The 16,869-nt window shown below is 46.0% G+C and carries 17 protein-coding genes; 12 read left to right on the forward strand and 5 right to left on the reverse strand.

Translation table 11 applies throughout. From position 1 onward, the window contains the following. The first annotated feature begins 141 nt into the window (after positions 1-141). Together MHN00_RS19400 and MHN00_RS19405 are read left to right on the forward strand one after the other, a co-directional pair. Positions 142-390, forward strand: coding sequence for a DUF1653 domain-containing protein (locus MHN00_RS19400; protein WP_168534390.1), 249 nt, complete (start codon positions 142-144; stop codon positions 388-390). Between the two features lie 63 nt (positions 391-453). Continuing rightward, positions 454-1,344, forward strand: coding sequence for an MBL fold metallo-hydrolase (locus tag MHN00_RS19405; protein ID WP_014950788.1), 891 nt, complete (start codon positions 454-456; stop codon positions 1,342-1,344). A gap of 178 nt (positions 1,345-1,522) precedes the next feature. On the opposite strand, the gene MHN00_RS19410 is transcribed toward MHN00_RS19405, so the two are convergent. Together MHN00_RS19410 and MHN00_RS19415 are read right to left on the reverse strand one after the other, a co-directional pair. Continuing rightward, positions 1,523-2,530 (reverse strand): LacI family DNA-binding transcriptional regulator, encoded by a 1,008-nt coding sequence (locus MHN00_RS19410; protein ID WP_239302104.1) that lies wholly within the window; start codon positions 2,528-2,530, stop codon positions 1,523-1,525. Between the two features lie 68 nt (positions 2,531-2,598). Further along, positions 2,599-3,117: a gluconokinase gene (locus tag MHN00_RS19415; RefSeq protein WP_039216382.1), complete on the reverse strand. Its 519-nt coding sequence runs from the start codon at positions 3,115-3,117 to the stop codon at positions 2,599-2,601. 260 nt (positions 3,118-3,377) lie between these two features. Between MHN00_RS19415 and MHN00_RS19420 the strand changes: the two genes are divergently transcribed. Beyond that, positions 3,378-4,718, forward strand: coding sequence for a gluconate:H+ symporter (locus MHN00_RS19420; protein ID WP_239302106.1), 1,341 nt, complete (start codon positions 3,378-3,380; stop codon positions 4,716-4,718). Between the two features lie 74 nt (positions 4,719-4,792). Here MHN00_RS19420 and MHN00_RS19425 read toward each other — a convergent pair whose 3' ends face one another. Further along, a complete protein-coding gene (locus MHN00_RS19425; protein WP_014950784.1) occupies positions 4,793-5,032 on the reverse strand; it encodes a VF530 family protein in 240 nt (79 codons plus the stop codon). Positions 5,033-5,101: 69 nt separating this feature from the next. After that, entirely contained in the window at positions 5,102-6,007 is a 906-nt protein-coding gene (locus MHN00_RS19430; protein WP_075177923.1) for a sterol desaturase family protein, read from the reverse strand. 87 nt (positions 6,008-6,094) lie between these two features. On the opposite strand from MHN00_RS19430, the gene MHN00_RS19435 reads away from it, so the two are divergent. After that, positions 6,095-6,766 carry a Crp/Fnr family transcriptional regulator gene (locus MHN00_RS19435; protein WP_014977456.1) on the forward strand — a complete coding sequence of 224 codons (672 nt, stop codon included), beginning with the start codon at positions 6,095-6,097 and terminating at the stop codon, positions 6,764-6,766. A gap of 87 nt (positions 6,767-6,853) precedes the next feature. Here MHN00_RS19435 and rutR read toward each other — a convergent pair whose 3' ends face one another. Further along, positions 6,854-7,528 (reverse strand): HTH-type transcriptional regulator RutR, encoded by a 675-nt coding sequence (gene rutR, locus MHN00_RS19440; protein WP_014950781.1) that lies wholly within the window; start codon positions 7,526-7,528, stop codon positions 6,854-6,856. A 309-nt stretch (positions 7,529-7,837) separates the two neighbouring features. On the opposite strand from rutR, the gene rutA reads away from it, so the two are divergent. The 8 genes from rutA to MHN00_RS19480 all read left to right on the forward strand — a co-directional run bounded on the left by rutA (position 7,838) and on the right by MHN00_RS19480 (position 16,560). Next, a complete protein-coding gene (gene rutA, locus MHN00_RS19445) occupies positions 7,838-8,926 on the forward strand; it encodes a pyrimidine utilization protein A (protein WP_014950780.1) in 1,089 nt (362 codons plus the stop codon). After that, the gene (gene rutB / locus MHN00_RS19450; RefSeq protein WP_239302108.1) at positions 8,926-9,660 is read left to right on the forward strand and encodes a pyrimidine utilization protein B; all 735 of its coding nucleotides are present in this window, start codon (positions 8,926-8,928) and stop codon (positions 9,658-9,660) included. The genes rutA and rutB overlap by 1 nt, the downstream gene beginning before the upstream one ends. 131 nt (positions 9,661-9,791) lie before the next feature. Beyond that, on the forward strand, positions 9,792-10,175 hold the full coding sequence (gene rutC / locus MHN00_RS19455) for a pyrimidine utilization protein C (protein WP_014950778.1): 384 nt from the start codon (positions 9,792-9,794) through the stop codon (positions 10,173-10,175). Positions 10,176-10,233: 58 nt separating this feature from the next. Next, positions 10,234-11,070, forward strand: a complete 837-nt coding sequence (gene rutD / locus MHN00_RS19460) for a pyrimidine utilization protein D (protein ID WP_239302110.1) — start codon at positions 10,234-10,236, stop codon at positions 11,068-11,070. Between the two features lie 176 nt (positions 11,071-11,246). Then, positions 11,247-11,867, forward strand: coding sequence for a malonic semialdehyde reductase (locus tag MHN00_RS19465; protein WP_239302111.1), 621 nt, complete (start codon positions 11,247-11,249; stop codon positions 11,865-11,867). Between the two features lie 22 nt (positions 11,868-11,889). Continuing rightward, positions 11,890-12,420: a flavin reductase gene (locus MHN00_RS19470; protein WP_239302112.1), complete on the forward strand. Its 531-nt coding sequence runs from the start codon at positions 11,890-11,892 to the stop codon at positions 12,418-12,420. 19 nt (positions 12,421-12,439) lie between these two features. Beyond that, entirely contained in the window at positions 12,440-13,930 is a 1,491-nt protein-coding gene (locus tag MHN00_RS19475; RefSeq protein ID WP_239302113.1) for a CoA-acylating methylmalonate-semialdehyde dehydrogenase, read from the forward strand. 311 nt (positions 13,931-14,241) lie between these two features. Further along, the gene (locus MHN00_RS19480; protein ID WP_239302114.1) at positions 14,242-16,560 is read left to right on the forward strand and encodes a TonB-dependent receptor; all 2,319 of its coding nucleotides are present in this window, start codon (positions 14,242-14,244) and stop codon (positions 16,558-16,560) included. Positions 16,561-16,869: the final 309 nt, after the last annotated feature.

A 16,869-nucleotide genomic window follows, 5' to 3' on the forward strand; every position in this document is an offset into this window, starting at 1 on the left:
ACTATGCGATAGACTGACGCTTTTGTATTACCCGATAAAAGGCCAATCCAACAGAGTTTAGTTTCTAAGACCATTTAATCTTTGGCAAATGAAAGCGATTGGCTAACCCTTACTATTTTTTCCACTTTAATGAAGGACGTTATGGACTCGAAAGAACTTAAAACCCCAGGTCGCTACAAGCATTACAAAGGTAATTTATACGATGTATACGAAGTGGCGACGCATTCAGAAGATGAAAGTAAGCTAGTGGTTTACCGCCCATGCTACGGCGAAAAAGCGCTTTGGGTTCGTCCACTAGATATGTTTGTTGAGTTGGTTGAAAAAGACGGAGAAACACTCCCCCGTTTTGCCTATGTTGGCAATATTCCAGATGATGAAAAAATGATCTAATTGTGAAATTAGGTCATAGTGTAAGAGGTCTTTAATAAACAGGCTTCTTACAAGGAAATAATAATGAAAACTGCACCTCGTTTTAGCGCACACATTTTGGCTGCGTTTATTGCTGCGAGCCCTTTGGTTTATTCAACGATTAATCCCGCAAATGCACAAGATAGATTTGCCGATGTCGAAGTTAAAGCGACAGCGATAAAAGGCTCAGTGCACATGCTTACAGGTGCAGGTGGAAATATCGGCGTATCTGCTGGGGAAGACGGTGTTTTGATCATCGACGATCAATTTGCGCCGCTTGCAGAAAAGATAGCGGCCCAGCTTGGTGAGCTCGGGAGTGACAAGCCAAAGTATGTGATAAACACGCACTATCACGGCGATCACACAGGCTCTAATGCGTTTTTCCACAGCCATAAAGGCGCGACCATTCTGGCACACGAAAATGTGCGTGTTCGCCTAGCTAACGATGAAAAGATAAAACCGGAAGCGCTGCCAACTATCACCTATGAAGACGGAATAAAAATTTACTTCAATGGTGAAACCCTTCACGTCATGCACTTAGCAGTAGGCCACACCGACGGCGATAGCGTAGTGTGGTTCGAGCAACCCAACGTTATGCACACCGGCGACTTGTTCTTTAATGGTCGCTTTCCTTACATCGACCAAGGTGCTGGCGGTAATGTGGAAGGCTATATGGACTCAGTAAAACAGCTGCTTGCTAAAATAGACGATGAAACCGTTATTATTCCTGGCCACGGCGACATCAGTAACAAGCAAGAATACAGCGCATTTTTAGCTATGATCTCTGAAACGTTCAGCTACGTTAAGGCACTTAAGCAAGACGGCAAAACCCTCGATGAAGTTAAAGCGATGGGCTTAGACGATAAGTGGGCAGACTGGAGCTGGAATTTCATCAATGAAGAGAAGTGGATAACTACACTCTATACTGATGCTTAAATAGTAATGGTTACACTTTAATATCGAGCGAGTGTGCAGGGGAGTTTTCTTTACGACCCTGCAATTTCGTTAAAATGGCACTATCACTGGGTTTTTGAGGACTAACTTCAAAGGCAATAGGTTAGGAAACGCAGGTTTACGAGCACCAAGTCTAGGGGCTAAAGCTGCCAAACGTCTACTAAGCGGTTTCTCGTATTTTAAGCTCAAAGGGTAGAACTTGGCTCGCTTGTTCAACGTCTTCGCCCTCAATTAGCGATATCAACGATTCAACTGCCATTTCTGCCATCTTACGGCGCGGGACTGATACGGTTGTTAGGGCAGGGTATATTGAGCGCGCAAAACTCAAGTCGTTGAAACCGCAGATATCGATATCCTTACCAGGCTTGATACCTCGTCTATTACATTCCATCACCGCGCCAGCAGCAAGCTCGTCACTCACAAAAAATAGCGCATCAGTATCCGGCCATTTATGCAGTGCTTCTGAAAGAAGCTCAGCACCAGCTTGAAATGTGGCGTCGGCTCTAGAGGAAACATATCGCTCGGCGGACAACTCAGCATTGTCCAGTGCGGTTGCCCAGCCCTGCTTTCTCAATATTGCACGCCAATCTAAATACAATGAGCAAAAAGCAATGTTGCGGCGCCCTTTGTCGATAAGATGCTGGGTCATAGACTGGGCTGCTAATTCGTTATTTACCCCGTAGTTAATATCAAAAGGCTCACTAGAAATATCCATAATTTCGGCCACAGGCGTCCCTGTGGCTAGCAGCATTTTTCTCGTTTCTTCAGTGTGGCGCGTAGAAGTAAGAATGAATCCACTCACGTTCTGTTGAATGTAAGATTCGACAGTACGCTCCTCGCCAAGCTCGGTATAGGTCGAGTCGCCAATCATCAGTGCATAATTGGCTTTGTCGGCAACGGCCTTCACGCCTAACATCACATCGTTAAACACATTGTTTCCAAAAGACGGAAGCAATAACGCGATGGTTCTATTATTGTCTGAGCATAAAGATTGGGCGGCACGGTTCGGAATATAGTTTAGCTCTCGCGCTGCATTTTTGATCTTAAGGGCGAGTGATTTAGAAATGCCACTAGAATTATTAAGCGCACGAGATACGGTAGTTTTGTGAACCCCCAAATGATTGGCTACGTCTGATATTTTTGTGCGTGACTTTTTTACCTTACTCATTCTTCGATCTTTTTATGTGCTGCTAGGTCCGCTAATCCGCGCGGAAGTGAGTGTTAATGTCGTGATGTTTAATTCGATATCAAAGGGCGTATAAAGTCTTCTGCCTGCTGAGAAACACACTCGAAAGTTTGTGTAACATCAATAATGAATGCGTTGTCTTTAGAAGGCAGCTCCAAGGCTGCAAACTGGCTTTCGAGCATAGCATCACCGTTAAAAAAATGCTCCCGTTGTTTTAATCGCGCACTAAGCACAGACTGTGACGCATGAAGGTAAATAAAGTGGCAGTGAGGCGCGATATCTTTGGTTAGCACGTCACGATAGGCTGAGCGCAGCGCTGAACAGCTTATAACCACGTTCCGGCCGGCGTGAATGTGTTGCTTGGCAATCATGTTTAACGTAATTAACCACTCCCATCTGTCTGCATCCTGCAGAGGTATACCTGAAGACATTTTCTCTACGTTTGCCTCGCTATGGTAACGATCTCCTTCTTCGAAAGGCATGTCAAAACGTTGGGCTAAATGCTGGCTCAATGTCGATTTTCCCGTCCCTGAAACTCCCGAAACGAAAAATACATGGCAATGGGTCATAAGCTTATCTCTCACATTAAAATTCAGGAGTACATCAAGAGCGAGTTATTTGGTCTCCATCTTACTCATAAATATTAGTTTGGAAACCGGTTGCGTTCAAGGGGTGATTATAATAGTGTTACCAGATAGCTATCTTGTATTAATAAATATTTAACATTGGCTGGGTTTTTCAACTTAGCTTGTAAAGGTAGCGGGTGATTTCCGTATTATGGCTTCGTCGACATGAAGACAATGTCACTAACAGGTACCAGAGAGCACGTATGACCGATACTTTTTCCCTTCTTTTTGTCGCCATTTGTAGCATTGTGCTTCTCACATATTTAGTTGTAGTTAGAAAAGTTCATGCTTTTATCGCTATCCTTGTGGCAGCAGCGTTTGTTGGCCTGGGTACGGGAATGCAAGCGGCCGACGTACTGGCTTCCATGCAGTCAGGCATGGGCAACACGCTGGGATTTGTAGCGACCATTGTTGGCCTTGGTGCTATGTTCGGGCAATTCTTAGAAGAATCCGGCGGCATTGATAGGCTTTCGCAAACTATCAACAATAAATTTGGTGATAAGAATAGTCAGTGGGCGGTTGTGTTAACGGGGTTTCTTGTTGCTATACCTGTCTTCTTTGAAGTGGGGCTTATCATATTAATGCCTCTTATTTATTCGTTAGCAAAGAAATCAGGAAAGTCGCTTATTTATTACGGAATCCCGCTCACAGCAGGACTCGCTGTCACTCACGCTTTTATTCCTCCAACACCAGGACCTGTAGCGGTAGCTTCAATTTTAGGGGCGGATATCGGCTTAGTCATTTTGTTTGGCTTTATCGTTGGTATTCCTTGCGCCTGTTTAGCCGGCCCAATTTACGCAACATTTTTAGCGAAACGCCTGCACGTACCTGTCCCAAACCATATCATTGAAGCTTCACATAAAAAGCCAAAGGAACTCCCCAGCTTTGGTTCAGTTGCGGCGCTACTGACATTTCCGCTAGTGGCTATTCTGGTGGGTACGTTGGCAAAGTTCACGCTTTCCGAAGGTGTCTTGAAGGAGGCGTTGCTATTTATTGGGCATCCCTTTATCGCCCTGACCATTGCAACCATTGCTTGTTTTAAAGTGCTAGGGAAGAAGCAAGGCTTATCAAGCGAACAAATTAGAAACATTGCATCAAGAGGGTTAGAGCCGGTTGCCTTAGTCATACTGGTGACAGGCGCGGGTGGCATGTTTAAACAAGTGCTCATCGATTCTGGGGCGGGGCAGGCTTTCGCTGATGTTGTCGCATTATCGCCGCTCCCACCACTGGCAGCCGGGTTTCTTATCGCAATTTCAGTCAGAATTATTCAGGGCTCGGCAACGGTGGCCATGTTAACGGCTGCAGGTTTAATGGGCCCTGTAGTGCAGGAACTGGCGTTTTCACCATCAGTACTCGCCCTGATGACAATTGCTATAGCGGCAGGCGCTACGGCCATGTCTCACGTGAACGATACGGGGTTTTGGATCGTAAACCGTTATTTTGATATTTCTGTGAAAGACACGTTTTTGTCTTGGACGTGTATGGCAACCCTAATAGGTTTTATTGGGCTTTTTCTCGTACTAATGCTTGGTTTATTTGTTTAATGTCCCAAGCGGCTCAGACCAACTTGAATTGTTTTTGTGGAAACCGGTTTCAAGTTTTTACAGCTCAAATGGCTTTAAGATTCACCATTTGAGGCATTATTACTAAACGTCTGTATATAAAGCTGCTCTACTTTATCTCGCGCCCATTGGGTTTTTCTAAGAAACTTAAGTGACGATTTAATCGAAGGATCATTATTGAAGCAGTTCACTTTGATGCGGTAATACAATCCATCCCATCCGTAACGCTCGTGAAGTTGCGTGACGATTTTCTCTAGCGTTAAGCCATGTAAGGGGTTATTAGGTTGTTGATTCATAAAGTGCCGCTGCTTGTTCTAAATTAAGACCCTATTCTAGCACGAACCCACTTGCTGCGTATCAATGCGCTAGGCTTTACTTTCAATTGTTTCACCCGTAGGTATTTGTTTTGTGTTCGGTATCAAAGATTGGCTAGCATCGTTCACTTTCGTCGATGGACTTTGCACTGCTTTAGGCTTTCGCGGCGTTTTATAAAGCGGCCAAATAAGCTGTTCTTTCCAGTTGGCGTAAAACATACCCTCAATACCGTATTGTGCAGGATATTGCCTGGTGATCTTAGCGGTTCCAAATAGTACATCCCAGAAGAACAACAGGTTTCCATAGTTACCTTTGTAGTTGGTCACGCCATCATCGGCTTTTAACCCATGATGCGCACTATGTGTAGAAGGCGTTGATATCGTGCGTTCAATTACCCAGGCCACAGGATGTAACCACCGAATACTGTACAGTGTTTTGTCCCATTTCCACTCCGCGTGGGCGCCGGTGATAACGGTAAGTTTAACCACCAAGTAAAAGGCATAGGTCCAACCCAATCCTAGGTAGATTAGCGCGCCGGAAAACCATAGCGAAGGCATAAACAGGTAATAGAAAAAGTTATTTCTGTAAATAATGCGAACGCTCATGTACTTAGCGTTATGGTGGGCTCTATGTAAGTTGTAAAGAAATCGGGTGGAATGTGAGAGCCTATGCCACCAATATTGCATCATGTCATCGAAAATCAAAAGTAGCGCTATGTGCAAGAGAATAGGGGAATCTACAAGTATTCCCTGATATTGGGGAAATGCTAGTGCCATCATTGTTGCAGAACAAAATAGAACCAGTGGCTGGGTTACAATAAATAAGAGTAACGTACCTATCAGCTCTACTTTTCCATCATCGCTTACTTCTGTCGCTTTTTTAAATAGCTTACCATTCTTCGCTTCCAGCAAAGCAAACATGATAAAAACCGCTAAAATTGCCCATTGATAACCCATTGTAATGACTCCTACCAAGAGATTGTTGAGAATGAATTTACATTGCGTTAACATGTAAGAATATATACTTGTATAGATTTGAATGTCATGTCTTACATTCACGGCAAGCAGCAAACCATTATGCCTGACGACTACGTCGAGCTTTGTTTGCCTTTTGGAACGCTAAGAACCTATGCGGCTACCTCGACAATTCACGATAGGGGAAGTAAAAACAAAGGGCTGTCTGTTGTGGTATCAGGAGAAGTAAAGATTGGTAATTATGGCCTGGACGGCAGTTATCAAATTACTACTGTATTGCAACGAGGAGATACGTTTGGCGAGTTCACATTGTATGCATCACTTGCAAGAACGCATCACGCTGAAGCGCTAACGGAATGTAAGGTATTACAAATACCTGAACCTGCTTTTCGTTCTCTGACAAGCCAACATCCAGCGATTGCTGAATTCATCACCCGGTCACTGGCAATAAAGCTTCACTCGGCGCTGGAAAGGTTGGATGATATTCGACGCTTACCCACTCACGTCCAGTTAGCTAAGCTAATTTATCAATCGTATCTTACCTCTAAGCACGTCTTTATACCGTTAAGGCAAAGCGATTATGCTGAAAGATTGGGCGTTACCGTACTTACCGCACATAAATCATTAACGAAGCTGTATGATTTAAAGTTGATTGAAAAGCGCTACGGGGGCGTGGCAATTACCCAGGTCGAGCGACTGGAAGGTTTTTTGAAAGAAAGTTCGTCACTATTACCATTGTAAGAGTGGTTAATGTCCTCCACATGCGAGAGCGCCAAAAGACCCTCCCTCAAATTTATTCCACGCCCATGGCAACTCATGCATCAAGTATTACGCTGGCTTTAGCCCGCCTAAAATAATGTGCTGAATGTTGCTTAGCGTGCTCTCGAAGAAAGCGGGATCGCTTAAATCTTTACCGGTTACGGCTTTGATCTGCACGCTGAAATCGGCGTAATGCTGAGTAATGGCCCAAATGCTGAATATCAAGTGTATAGGGTCAACAGGCTTTAGCTTACCCGCTTCAATCCATTCGATAATGACGGCGCTTTTCGCGTCCAGCAGTGTTTTGAGCGGCGTTTCTAATTCCTTTATTAAAAGAGGGGCACCTTGTACCACCTCCATACAAAAAAGCTTAGATTCAGCTGGATTGTCCCTCGACATTTCAAGTTTTACTTTAATGTAGTCGCTCAGGGTTTCTATAGGGTCTTGTTCTGCTGAAAAGCTCTGAAGGGGCGTTAACCACACATCTAAAAGGTGGGTAATAACCGATAAGTACAAACCCTCTTTACTTTTAAAGTAATACAGTAAATTACTTTTTGAGACATTCGCTAGTTCCGATACTTGCTCTACAGTGGTGCCACTCACGCCGTTCTTTGAGAACAAGGAAAGGGCAGCATCCATAATGCGAGTACGCTTTTCTAATAACGCTTTTTCTCTTCGCTTTTGCGTGGTCGGGCTAAATGCTCTCGCTGATTTCGTAATTGTTTGACCTTCAGATTTACTCACTACTTGTCTCTTCTTTACCGGAATTTCCGTGATCAGGCGCTTAGTTTACGTGGAGTTCTCGTCGCTATAAACCCATTTGCACAAATATGCACCAATTAAGTTCAATTGCACTGGACTTGGTGTTCCAAATTGAACCAATAAGTCCAATTTGGGTTGTCGAATTTTGTAAGTGACTGAAATTTATGGGTTAAATAAATTGGCCTGCTTTATGCTGTTCACTAAGTATACCGCCACTTCAATGTTTTGAATTCGGCAACCTTAAAAAAAGCGGGATAAACCGCTTAAAACGCATACAAGCAGAGGTACAACATGGATATAGGTGTATTTATTCCGATTGGGAACAACGGCTGGCTAATTTCGAAAAATTCGCCTCAGTTCAAACCTTCCTTCGATCTCAACAAAGAGATTGTAATGAAGGCTGAAAAGTACGATATGGATTTTGCGCTCTCTATGATCAAACTGCGAGGGTTTGGCGGTGAAACCGAATTTTGGGACTACAACTTAGAGTCGTTTACGTTAATGGCAGGCCTTGCTGCTGTTACCTCAAAAATTCAACTATATGCCACGGCTGCCACACTAGTCTTGCCGCCTGCAATCATGGCGCGCATGGCCAGTACCATCGACTCTATCTCCAACGGACGTTTTGGCGTAAACCTAGTCACTGGCTGGCAACGCCCTGAATACTCGCAAATGGGTATGTGGCCGGGCGATGAATTTTTCGGTAACCGCTATGAGTATTTGGATGAATACATTCAGGTAGTCAAAGAATTATGGGAAACCGGAAAAAGCGATTTTAAAGGCGAGCATTTCCAAATGGATGATTGCCGAATGTTGCCCAAGCCACAGCGAAAAATTCCACTTATCTGTGCCGGTCAAAGCGCAGCAGGCATGGATTTCTCTGCCCGTCATGCCGACTATAATTTCTGCTTTGGTAAAGGCGTAAATACACCTACCGCTTTTGCACCAACCGCAGCGCGCTTAACTGAAGCGGCTGAAAAACACGGTCGCAGCGTAGGTTCAGCGGTACTTATCATGGTTATTGCCGATGAGACGGATGAAGCCGCCATGGCGAAATGGGAAAGCTATAAAGACGGCAAAGATCAGTCAGCGCTGGACTGGATGGCAACGCAAGGAGCTGCTGATAAGAAATCGGGTAAAGACACGAATATCCGCGATATGACCAACCCAACCTCAGCAGTAAACCTGAACATGGGGACGCTGGTGGGTTCCTATGAGTCGGTGGCCTCTATGCTTGATGAAATAGCCACAGTGCCGGGCTGTGAAGGTGTATTGCTGACCTTCGATGACTTCCTTAAAGGCATGGATGATTTCGGCACTAAAATTCAGCCGCTAATGAAATCCCGTCAGCATTTGCTTAGCACATCGGGAGCCGCCTAATGTCAGCCGGTGAAATATTTGAGGTCTCAGGGTGCTTTCAAGCGCGCCAGACGGGGCAGCCCGTACTACCAGCTAAGCCCGAACCGTTGACGTTAAACCCTGCGGAAACTGCCGTTATTGTGGTGGATTTGCAAAACGCTTATGCCAGTAAAAACGGCTACTTAGACAAGGCGGGTTTTGATGTGTCTACTACGGCGCCAGTCATTGAAAACACCACTAAAGTGCTTGAAACAGCGCGGGCTGCAGGCATGCCTGTGGTGTTCTTACAAAATGGATGGGATGCCGACTACAAAGAGGCCGGCGGCCCCGGTTCGCCGAACTGGTACAAATCTAATGCCCTTAAAACCATGCGTAAACAACCAGAGCTTAAGGGCAGTTTGCTCGCCAAGGGGACATGGGATTACGCGCTTGTCGATACGCTAAAGCCTCAAGATGGCGACATCGTTATACCGAAAACCCGTTACAGCGGTTTTTATAACACTAATCTAGACAGCATGCTGCGAGCCCGCGGTATTCGCAACTTAGTGTTTACCGGCATTGCCACTAACGTGTGTGTGGAGTCGACGCTGCGCGATGGCTTTCACCTGGAATATTTTGGTGTGGTGCTGGCCGATGCGGCATATCAAGCTGGCCCGCCAGATATTCACGAGGCCTCACTTTTCAACATTCAGACGTTTTTCGGGTGGGTGTCTACCACCGCGCAGTTTTGTGAAGTGTTTGAAGAGGCGAGTTAGGCATTTCTTCTTAGCATCTACTAGCCACGCAGACAAAAACAACACGATAAATCAGTTAGCACGAATTGAAGTAAATCATTTATAGGCGCTAGGCAGCAAAGCATAGAAAGCGCAACGACAAGGATAAGAACATGCCAAAGAAAGCCATTATTCCAGCAGGTACATCAACACCTATAGCTCCTTTTGTTCCAGGCTCTATGGCTGACAATATTCTGTATGTGTCAGGTACCTTACCGTTTGACGAAAACAACGACGTAGTCCATGTGGGTGACGCCGAAGCACAAACTCGCCACGTTCTAGAAACCATTAAAAGTGTCATCGAAGAAGCGGGCGGCACTATGGATGACGTCACCTTCAACTCAATTTTTATTACCGATTGGGATGACTACGCCGCGGTAAACAAAGTATACGCCGAGTACTTTCCAGGTGAAAAGCCAGCGCGCTACTGCATTAAGGTTGGGCTGGTAAAGCCTGAAGCCTTAATTGAAATTGCGTCTGTAGCACACATTGGGTAAGCGATTATGTTTGGACTTCCCGCGAACTGCGCCCACTGGTTTTATATAGGTGAGCTTTATGCATTCTGAAGTGCAGGCAAGCTACGACCACATGAACGGCGAAATGCGTAACAAGTTACATTACGAAATACACGGTCTGACGTCGCCCGACGCCCCCACGATTGTGTTTAGTTCGGGGCTAGGCGGGGCAGCTAAATTTTGGCAGCCGCAACTGGGTGACTTTGCCCAAGACTACAGAGTGATCACTTACGATCACTATGGCACCAACAAAAGTGTGGGTGACTTGCCAGCGAATTACAGCATTTCACATATGGCGGATGAACTCGCTGCACTTCTTAGAAAACTTGAAGTGCAAGCGTGCCATTTCGTCGGTCACGCGCTGGGTGGTTTGGTGGGGCTTGAGCTTGCTTTGTCTAAACCTAAGCTTTTACAAAGTTTAGTGCTGGTAAATGCGTGGAGCAGTCCAAATCCGCACACATTGCGCTGCTTTAATATACGCAAAGCGTTATTGGCGGCAGGCAGAAAGGACATGTATTTGCAACTTCAGGCGCTGCTGCTGTTTCCGCCTGATTGGATAGCCGCGAATGCTGCCCACTTGGCAGAGGAAGAGGCGCACTTACTCAACCATTTCCCTAACGAGGAAAACTTGCTCGCCCGCATTGGTGCCCTTAGTACGTTCAATATTGATAAGAGTTTGTACGCCATCACCACACCAACGTTAGCGCTTGCCAACAAAGACGACACCTTGGTGCCGTGGCAGCGTTCACAGATGTTGGCTGAAGCTATGCCCAACGCCGAATTGTCGGTCATGGAATACGGCGGGCATGCATCAAGCATTACAAACACAATTGCGTTTAATGAACTGCTGCGCAGCTATTTAGGGCAAGTGGCCTAACGTGAACATGACACTGCATCAGGCTTTGGGGTGTTTTTAAGTTTATGAGGCGAAAGCTTTCTAAGCAAGCTGCAAGTACAGCGTCAACGCGAAAGCAGCTAAAAATGGGCTAAGCGCAAAAACCGAGAACATAGTGCAGTGTTTAAAAGATTTGATAAAACTGGAATGAATTTAAAATGACTGATACACAAAATACAGAGTTTAAAACAACTAGCCCGCTTGACGAGGCTGGACTAGCCCAACTCTTTACCGATGCGCATACCCACACCAAATGGCACGACAAACCTATTTCAGAAGCCGTGTTGAAACAGCTGTACGATTTAGTAAAAGTGGGCTCGACATCGGCGAATTGTAGCCCAGCGCGATTTGTTTTTATTACCTCAGATGAAGGGAGAGAGAAGCTCAAACCTTGCCTTTCAAGCGGTAATGTTGAGCAAACCATGACCGCACCCTGTACGGTTATAGTGGCCTACGACGAAGAGTTCTACGAAGAGCTTCCTACCTTATTCCCTTATGCAGATGCGAAAAGCTGGTTTACTTCAAGCCCAGAAGCGGCCTATGAGACTGCCATGCGCAATAGCTCTATGCAGGGGGCTTACTTAATAAGCGCCGTTCGTGCCTTAGGCCTTGACGCTGGCGCCATGTCTGGTTTCAACCCCACATTACTCAACGAGACTTTCTTTTCAGATAGCACGTGGAAGGTGAATTTCTTACTGAACATTGGCTACGGCGATAAAGAGAAAGTACATAAACGCTTACCTCGTTTAAGTTTCGAGCAAGCCTGCCAAATCGTGTAACGCCAACTTAAAGGATATTTGTATGACTATTACAGCAATAAAAAACGCAGTAACAGAAGTGCTACCCGCGGTAACTCCCGAAGCTTATCGAGAAGGTATGTCGAGTTTAGCGGCAGCGGTAAACGTCGTTACAACCACTGGCCCAGAAGGGCATGCAGGCTTTACGGCGACCGCCGTATGTAGCGTAAGCGATAACCCTGCAACGCTGCTGGTTTGTTTAAATCGCGGTGCGTCTGTACATCAGGTTTTTAAAAACAGCAGGCATTTGGTTATCAACACCCTTACTTCACAGCATCAGTTAATTTCAAACACATTTGGTGGCAAAGCGCCCATGAACGAACGCTTTGAAATTGGTGATTGGGTTGAATCGACGACCGGCTGCCCAAGACTTGCCGATGCTGCAGTTAGCTTCGATTGCATTATTACAGACGTGAAAAGTGTGGCCACTCACGACGTTATTTTTTGCCAGGTAGTGGATATCAAGCAAGATCCAGAAGCCGACGCCCTTTTATATTATCAGCGCGGCTATCACAGCGCTTGTAAAGACGTATAACTAAAGGATTAGACAGATAATGAAAGTAGTAGGCCACTTTATTAACGGTGAAACCTGTACCCCAAAGGGGCGCATGCAAGATGTTTATAACCCTGCAACGGGGGAAGCAGAGAAGCTGGTTTTACTGGCGTCAAAAGCGACGGTAAACGATGCTATCGTCAGCGCGCAAAATGCGTTTGTTGAGTGGCGCAATACGCCAGTGAGTAAGCGTGCTCGCGTTATGTTCAAATTTAAAAGCTTACTAGAAGAACATGCCGATGAAATTATTGCGTTAATTGGTGCGGAGCACGGCAAGATAAGCCACGACGCGGCAGGCGAATTACAGCGCGGTATCGAAAATGTTGAGTTTGCCTGCGGTGCACCCCAGTTGTTAAAGGGCGAGCACAGTAAAAATGTTGGGCCAAGTATAGATTCATGGAGCGAGTTTCAGCCTCTTGGCGTAGTGGCGGGAATTACACCATTTAACTTTCCGGCCATGGTGCCCCTTTGGATGTTTCCGCTTGCCATTGTATGCGGCAACACCTTTGTTTTAAAACCCTCTGAGCGAGATCCAAGCTGCGCTATTTTCCTAGCAAAGCTACTTAAAGAAGCAGGGCTACCCGACGGCGTTTTTAACGTTATAAATGGCGACAAAGAAGCGGTTGATCAAATACTAGATGACGAGCGCATTAAAGCAGTGAGTTTTGTGGGTTCAACGCCCATCGCCGAATACATCTATTCGAAAGCCAATGCTAATGGCAAGCGCTGCCAAGCATTAGGTGGCGCTAAAAACCACGCTATTGTGATGCCCGATGCCGACATCGACAACGCAGTGAATCAGCTTTTAGGTGCTGCTTTTGGCTCGTCAGGCGAGCGCTGCATGGCGTTGTCTGTCGTGGTTGCCGTAGGCGACAAAGTGGCGGATGAAATTGTAGATAAAATGCAATCAGCCATGGAAAGCTTAAAAGTAGGGGCTTTTGACGATGCGACTAACGATTTCGGACCGCTTATTACACTTCAGCACAAAGAGAAAGTAGAAGGCTACATAACCAGTGCGGCTGAGCAAGGGGCTGATGTAGTCGTTGATGGCAGAAACCCTAGCGTAAAAGGCTACGAGACGGGGTTCTTCTTAGGTGCAACACTTATCGACAAGGTTACGCCGGAAATGGCCAGCTACAAAGCTGAGATTTTTGGCCCTGTACTACAAGTTATGCGCGTTAAGAGCATGGAACAAGCTATGCAGCTCATTGACAGCCATGAATACGGCAATGGTACGTGTATTTTCACCCGAGATGGCGAGGCTGCCCGCTACTTCTCAGACAATATCCAAGTGGGCATGGTAGGCATAAACGTACCGCTGCCAGTGCCCGTGTCTTATCACAGCTTTGGTGGTTGGAAGCGCTCACTCTTTGGTGACCTTCACGCATACGGCCCGGATGGCGTTCGCTTTTACACCAAACGCAAAACCATTACTCAACGTTGGCCTTCAAGCGGCATTCGAGAAGGAGTGAGCTTTTCATTTCCAAGTTAATGTCATGGCGTACTGACCTTGATTAACCATAAATGACCATAAAAACTTTGCCCACGCACGGTAACTATTAAGCCTGTATGGCAAATAGTTGCTCGCAGCAGGTAAAAGAACAGAGATTTAGGCTCAGCCATGAGCCATCAATAATAACAATTTAAAACCGCAAGCCTTTGGCAGTTCCTCTCCAGTCCTGCCTTAGGTTTGCACCCCAGTGGCAATCGATATGCAGTTCACGTCGACCGTTACTCTTATAAAAATATCGGGACAACACCGCCGCAAGGCTTGTTAAAAAGAACTATAAACGAGAGTAAAACATGCATACGTTAAACACACACAAGCGTCTGCTGGCGTTAACCGTAGCTATGGCGTTAAGTACGCCAGCGGCCTTTGCTGCAGAGAATGTTTGGGAAAGTATTGAAGTTACCGCGCAAAAGCGCAACGAGAATATAAGCGATGTAGGGATCGCTATTACCGCGTTTTCTGGTGAACAATTAGAGGCACTTGGCCTTGAAAGCAGCACTGAGCTTATCGCGTTTACCCCTGGCGTATCGTTGGCCGGTGATATCGGTGGTCAGCGTGCTATCTTCAATATTCGAGGCGTGGTGCAAAACGATTACGCTGACTTGGCGGAAGCGCCGGTGGCCGTATACGTTGACGGTGGCTATTTAGCCAGTACCCAAGCACAAACCTTTGGTTTATTCGATGTGGCTCGCATCGAAATTCTTAAAGGCCCACAGGGAACATTATTCGGAAGAAATGCCACAGGCGGACTGGTTAATACGATCACCGCCAAGCCCACTGCAGATACAGAAGGCTACGCGGAATTTACTGCCGCACGTTTCGAACAATACCGCTTCGAAGGGGCGATATCAGGCGAACTAGCAGACGGCATTTATGGTCGCTTTTCTGGGTTTACCAATCAACAAGGTGAGATACTAGAGAATATTTATGAAGACGGTGCTGCACCCGATATCCGTTTAGGCTCTGTGGGAGGCGGGGAAGATGGGTACAACGATGATACTAAAGCGTTTCGTGCCCAGTTGCTGTTTGACATTGGCGAAGAAGGCTCGCTGCTACTAAGCGGTAACTGGTCAGATACAACCAAAAGTGAAGGCCCGTATCAGGTGGTGAACACCACCGAGATAAAAGATGCCGACGGCAATGTGATTGACGTTATTTATGCTGCTGACGACCCGCTTGGCTGTGACACTATTCAAGCGGGCGTGTGCGTAGACGGCAACTTCAATGGCGATCCTTTCCGTCCTGTGCAAGGCGGCGATTTCAATGGTAACTTCGACCCTGATGGGTCGGGCAATAAAGTAAATAAAGACTTTGCCTTTGACGATCAAAACAAGATCAAGTCAAAAGGGCTTGCGGCAACACTAGACTATGCATTTGAAAGCTTCGATTTCTTCGCCATGTCTGATTACAAAGAGTTTAAACGTACCGTTGGCCTCGACTCCGACCAAACAGCGTCACCCGAACTTATTTTTCAATCTAACAGCACCATAGAGCAGTTCAGCCAAGAGTTTCGCTTCTCAGGTGAATCCGCAGACTTAAAGTGGGTTGGGGGGCTTTATTACCTCTCTATCGATACGGACTATAGCCAAGGCTTGGCGGGTTCACCCACCACCTTTTTCTTAGGCGGTGAAGAAAATAACACCTTGGTGTCTCTTGAAACCGAGTCATACTCTGTATTTGGGCAAATAGACTATAGTTTGACCGACGACCTTGTTCTGGTTGGTGGGTTACGTTACACCCGAGAAGACAAAGACTTTGTGGGTAATGTGTATCAAAACGAGAATACTAACGACCGAGTTATCGAAATTGACACCACAACAACATCTTTAGAGACTTTGGTCGATTCTAACGATCAAAATCTGTGGTCGGCCAAGCTACAGCTGGAATACAGTGTGGGTAATAGCTTGTACTATGCAGGCATCAATCGGGGCGTAAAAGCTGGGAGTTTCAATGCCCCGCTTCAAGGAGGTTTCAGCTTATACGAACCTGAAGAACTTACTGCGTATGAAGCGGGTTTAAAGCACAGTTTTATGCAGGGAAGCGGCGTTTTTAATGCCAATGTTTTTTATTATGACTACAGCGATTACCAGTCGTTTTCGTGGGTGAATAATGCGGGAGTGGTATCAAACGGAGAAGCCTCATTTAGCGGCGTTGAATTAGAAGTGTTCTTAACCCCGACAGACAGTCTAGATGTTATGGTTAACTTTTCATATACCGATGCAGTGGTTGAAGACTTAGAAGTGGCTTCTGGGTACTTTGCTGATACAACGCCGCCATTTACCCCAGAGTATCAAGCATCTGCCATGCTTCGCTATAACTGGGACGCCTTCGACGGCAATATGGCAGCCCAACTGTCAGCCAATTATCAGTCGGAAACCTTTCACAATGCGCGGAATTTTACCGCTCATGAAATTGATAGCTATGCCACGGCTGATACTCGTTTAACCTGGGTAGACGCTGAGGACAAGTGGCTAATAGCGGCTTATGTAGATAACCTGTTTGACTCAGACCATGAACTTATTGGCTTTGACGTAACAGGTTTTTATGGAACCAGCCAGATTTCCTATGCGAAGCCTAGGACGTATGGCGTAACGGTAAGACGTAATTTCTAATTAGCGTAGTTGCGCTTTGTTTAACAATATAAAGCGTATTACCCACTTCTAAAAAGAAACGTGCGTCGCTAACCTAAATACCGACGTAGCAAAACGGTATTTAGGTTTTGCGTTAACAAAGCGCGCGAAGCGGCAGTATTTTTGCTTTTCTTTTTTGCTAGGGGCTGTTGACCTTTGTTGTACACCAAAGATCAGCAGGCCCCAATAAAGGTTAGCAGCGAGCCTCTAATCTAATCGTTACGCCGTTGAGAGCGCTGATGCATTTTTTAACCTACCGCTTTGCCGAGCATGACGCTGTGTAAAAAGAAG

It is taken from the genome of Alteromonas sp. Cnat2-8, assembly GCF_022348355.1.
GTDB lineage: Bacteria > Pseudomonadota > Gammaproteobacteria > Enterobacterales > Alteromonadaceae > Alteromonas > Alteromonas macleodii.